Genomic DNA, 3884 nt, shown 5'->3' on the forward strand with positions numbered 1-3884 from the left:
CCAGCAACCGCGCACAGCCGACATACAGCACCACGGTCGCCACCAGCATAAAGGTGATCGCCACGCTGATCTTGATATCCGACACGCCCAGGATGCCGTAGCGGAAGGCGTTGACCATATGCAACACCGGGTTGGCCAGCGACACGGTCTGCCAGAACGGCGGCAGCAAGGTAATGGAGTAGAACACCCCGCCCAGGTAGGTCAGCGGCGTCAGCACGAACGTCGGGATGATCGAAATATCATCGAAGTTGCGGGCAAACACGGCGTTGATGAACCCCAGCAGCGAGAAGATCGTCGCCGTCAGTACCACCACCAGCAGGGTGACCCCAAGGTGATGCACTTGCAGATGGGTGAAGAACAGCGACAGCAAGGTCACGATCACCCCGACCATCAAGCCGCGCAGCACGCCACCCAGGGTGTAGCCGATCAGGATGGTGTGCGGCGACACCGGCGAGACCATCAGTTCTTCGATCGAGCGCTGGAACTTGCTGCCGAAAAAGCTCGACACCACGTTGCCGTAGGAGTTGGTGATCACCGACATCATGATCAGGCCCGGCACGATGTACTCCATGTAGGTGAAGCCACCCATGTCGCCGATCTGGCGGCCGATGAGGTTACCGAAGATCACGAAGTACAAGACCATGGTGATCGCCGGCGGCAGCAGTGTCTGCGGCCAGATCCGGGTAAAGCGCTTCACTTCGCGGTAAACGATGGTCTGCAGTGCGACGAGGTTGGGTTGCAGTTCGGAACTCATACCGCCACCTTCGCCAGATTTTTCTCCACCAGGGACACGAACAACTCCTCAAGGCGATTGGTTTTGTTACGCAGGCTCAGCACTTCGATGCTCTGGGCCGCCAACTGGGTGAACAACGCGGTGATGCCCATGGCTTTGTCCACCTGCACTTCCAGGGTGTGGTCATCGACCAGGCGGCTTGGGTAGCCGAGCAGTTGCGGCGCCACCGACAGGTTGTTTTTCAGGTCCAGCAGGAAGGTTTCCACATGCAACTGGCCCAGCAGGTTGCGCATGCTGGTGTTCTCGACAATGGTGCCGTGGTCGATGATGCCGATGTTGCGGCACAGCTGCTCAGCCTCTTCCAGGTAATGGGTGGTGAGGATGATGGTGATGCCCTTCTCGTTCAGCTCGGTGAGGAAGGTCCACATCGAACGGCGCAGCTCGATATCCACACCGGCGGTCGGCTCATCGAGGATCAACAGGCGCGGTTCATGCACCAGCGCGCGAGCGATCATCAGGCGGCGCTTCATACCGCCGGACAGCGAACGCGAAGGCACGTCGCGCTTGTCCCACAGGCCCAACTGAGTCAGGTACTGCTCGGCGCGTTCCTTGGCGATTTTCGCCGGGATGCCGTAATAGCCGGCCTGGGTCACGACGATGTCGAAGGTCTTTTCAAACTGGTTGAAGTTGAATTCCTGGGGCACCACGCCGATGGAGCGCTTGAGCGCCGCCGGGGATTTGTCCAGGTCATGGCCAAAGATATTCACCGAGCCACTGGTTTTGTTGACCAGGGTCGAGAGGATGCCGATGGTGGTGGATTTGCCGGCACCGTTGGGGCCGAGCAAGGCGAAGAAGTCACCTTCGGCAACGTCCAGATCGATACCACTCAGGGCCTGGAAACCGTTGCCGTAGGTTTTGGTTAGCTGCCGGATGGACAGAGCGGAACTCATATCGGATTACGCACCAGAGAAGGGAATAGAAAGAGTAGATGAGCGCGCAGCGCATGTAGTTCAACGGCGGCGCATGACAAGCATGGTGCTTGCCCGCGCCGCACAAGTACAGTCACCTGTATTAATAGTCAGTATTAAGTCAACGCGGTCATCACGGCCTTGCGGTAGGCCGGGCGATCTTTGAGGCGCTGGTACCAGGCCTCTAGATGGGGCATTGCCGGGCGCTCGATGGGCATCTCGAACCAGGCGTAGGCAAAGCAGCCCAAGGGGATATCGCCCATGCCGAAATGCTGGCCGCTGAGGTAGGGTTGCTCGGCGAGGGCCTGGTCAACGGTGTTAAGCGCATCGATACAGGCTTGGCGCCCGGCATTGATGCTGTCCCAGTTCTGTTTTTCCGCCGGGGTACGCAGGATGCCCCAGAACACCGCCTTGAACGGATCGGCGAGCGTCGACGTGGTCCAGTCCATCCACTTCTCGGCGCTGGCCCGGGCTTGCAGGTCGTTCGGGTAAAAATCCGACGCGCTCTTGGCGCACAGATAACGCACGATGGTGTTGGATTCCCACAACACAAAGTCGCCGTCTTCGATCATCGGCACCCGGCCATTGGGGTTCAAGGCCCGGTATTGCGGCGTGTCGACCACACCAAAAGCCCCGCCCGCATCAATTGCCTCATAGTCCAGGCCGAGTTCCTCGGCGCACCAAAGTGCCTTCCTGACGTTTGATGAATTTTTACGACCCCAGATTTTCAGCATGACCGCGCCTTATCGTTGATGAACATGGCTTGATGAACGCAGCAGCATACGCCGGTTCACCTGCGGCTTAAATCGCTGTGCATATCGCTGTGCATGTCCTTCAGCGAGATCGGCGTGTCGTCGGCAAACAGGTGCGGGTAACACTGCTGAATATGCGCGAAAAAAAACGCTTCGGGCACGTCGCTGAACTGGCCGTGGTCCAGCACATATTCCATCGAGCGCCGGCCCTGGCGGTTGAAGGCGTGGAACACGCTGTCGTTGACCCCATCGAACGCCAGCGGTGGCACGTCGAACAACTCGCACAGTTGACTGTTGAACGCCGGCGTGGCCTTGACCCAACGACCGTGCAGGTACAACTCGGTATAGCCGTGCATGGCGAACACATCACTTTTAAGCAGCGCGAGCAGGCGCGGTGTCGATAAATGATTGCGCACATCCGCCAGGCCAATGCGCGCCGGGATCCCGCAATGACGGGCACAGGCGGCCAATAAGGTGGCCTTGGGTACACAGTAGCTCTCGCCGGTGGCCAGGGCAAAGCTGGCACTGAGGGTGTTCGGATCACGGCTGAAGGTGTACGGGTTGTAGCGAATCGCCTCACGCACGGCGTAGTAGAGACTGACCGCCTGGTCACTTAAATCCGGGCGGGTTCCGCGATGTTTTTCGGCGAACTCCACCACCGCAGGGTGGTCACTATCGATGAAGCGGCTGGGATTCAAGTACGTATCCATGAGCTTTATCTCCAAGGGAAGCCTTGAGTCTAACGACAGGCCTGCCGTGGAGATAACGACGATTCGGCCAAATGTCGGCGTGCGCCAGCACAACTCGTTACACCCTCGCCACCGCGCTTTTTCGGATGCCGACTAAGCTCCATGGTGGTTTCGCCCTTGGTTTCACGGAGGATTGAATATGCTGTTGTTGTGGATACTGGTTCTGGTGGTCGGCATTGCCTACCTGGCACACCGCCGCACCGCGCCCCTGCCCGCGCTGGGCGTGGTTGCCGTCTACCTGCTGGCGATGGGCGCCTGGAGCCATGCACCGGGTTGGCTGCTGGTCATCCTCTGGGTGCTGATCGCCGCCGTGGCCGTGCCCCTGTTGCTGCCCGACCTGCGCCGCCAATACTTCACCAAGCCGCTGTTCAGCTGGTTCCAGAAAGTCCTGCCGCCGATGTCCGAGACCGAGCGCGACGCCATCGACGCCGGCACCGTGTGGTGGGACGGCGAACTGTTCAGCGGTCGCCCCGATTGGGATAAATTGCTGGCCTACCCCAAGGCGCAACTGACTGAAGAAGAACAAGCGTTTATCGACGGCCCTACCGAAGAACTCTGCGCGATGGTCAGCGACTGGGAAATCGGCCAGGCCATGGACCTGCCGCCCGCTGCCTGGGAGCACATCAAAACCCACGGTTTCTTCGCCCTGATCATTCCCAAGGAATATGGCGGCAAGGGTTTC

The 3884-nt window shown here is 59.5% G+C and carries 4 protein-coding genes and 1 pseudogene; 1 reads left to right on the top strand and 4 read right to left on the bottom strand.

Annotated elements, in window-relative coordinates; genetic code table 11:
* The 4 genes from FEM54_RS26820 to FEM54_RS26835 form a co-directional block, all read right to left on the bottom strand.
* A partial coding sequence (locus FEM54_RS26820) for an ABC transporter permease (RefSeq protein WP_138453679.1) occupies positions 1-754 on the bottom strand: 754 nt, incomplete at its 3' end.
* Entirely contained in the window at positions 751-1683 is a 933-nt protein-coding gene (locus FEM54_RS26825; RefSeq protein ID WP_017136395.1) for an ABC transporter ATP-binding protein, read from the bottom strand. The genes FEM54_RS26820 and FEM54_RS26825, both read right to left, overlap by 4 nt.
* Positions 1684-1817: 134 nt before the next feature.
* The gene (locus FEM54_RS26830; protein ID WP_099547862.1) at positions 1818-2435 is read right to left on the bottom strand and encodes a glutathione S-transferase family protein; all 618 of its coding nucleotides are present in this window, start codon (positions 2433-2435) and stop codon (positions 1818-1820) included.
* Between the two features lie 56 nt (positions 2436-2491).
* Positions 2492-3163, bottom strand: coding sequence for a transglutaminase-like domain-containing protein (locus FEM54_RS26835; RefSeq protein WP_138453680.1), 672 nt, complete (start codon positions 3161-3163; stop codon positions 2492-2494).
* A gap of 178 nt (positions 3164-3341) precedes the next feature.
* Here FEM54_RS26835 and fadE point away from each other — a divergent pair.
* Positions 3342-3884: pseudogene (gene fadE / locus FEM54_RS26840) on the top strand (acyl-CoA dehydrogenase); the annotation flags it as partial.

This window comes from Pseudomonas edaphica (assembly GCF_005863185.1).
Classification (GTDB): Bacteria; Pseudomonadota; Gammaproteobacteria; order Pseudomonadales; family Pseudomonadaceae; genus Aquipseudomonas; species Aquipseudomonas edaphica.

What these genes read in the sequence shown, in the direction of transcription:
- FEM54_RS26830 (WP_099547862.1), bottom strand. Translation starts at nt 2,435, where the DNA reads ATGCTGAAAATCTGGGGTCGTAAAAATTCATCAAACGTCAGGAAGGCA.
- FEM54_RS26825 (WP_017136395.1), bottom strand. Translation starts at nt 1,683, where the DNA reads ATGAGTTCCGCTCTGTCCATCCGGCAGCTAACCAAAACCTACGGCAAC.
- FEM54_RS26835 (WP_138453680.1), bottom strand. Translation starts at nt 3,163, where the DNA reads ATGGATACGTACTTGAATCCCAGCCGCTTCATCGATAGTGACCACCCT.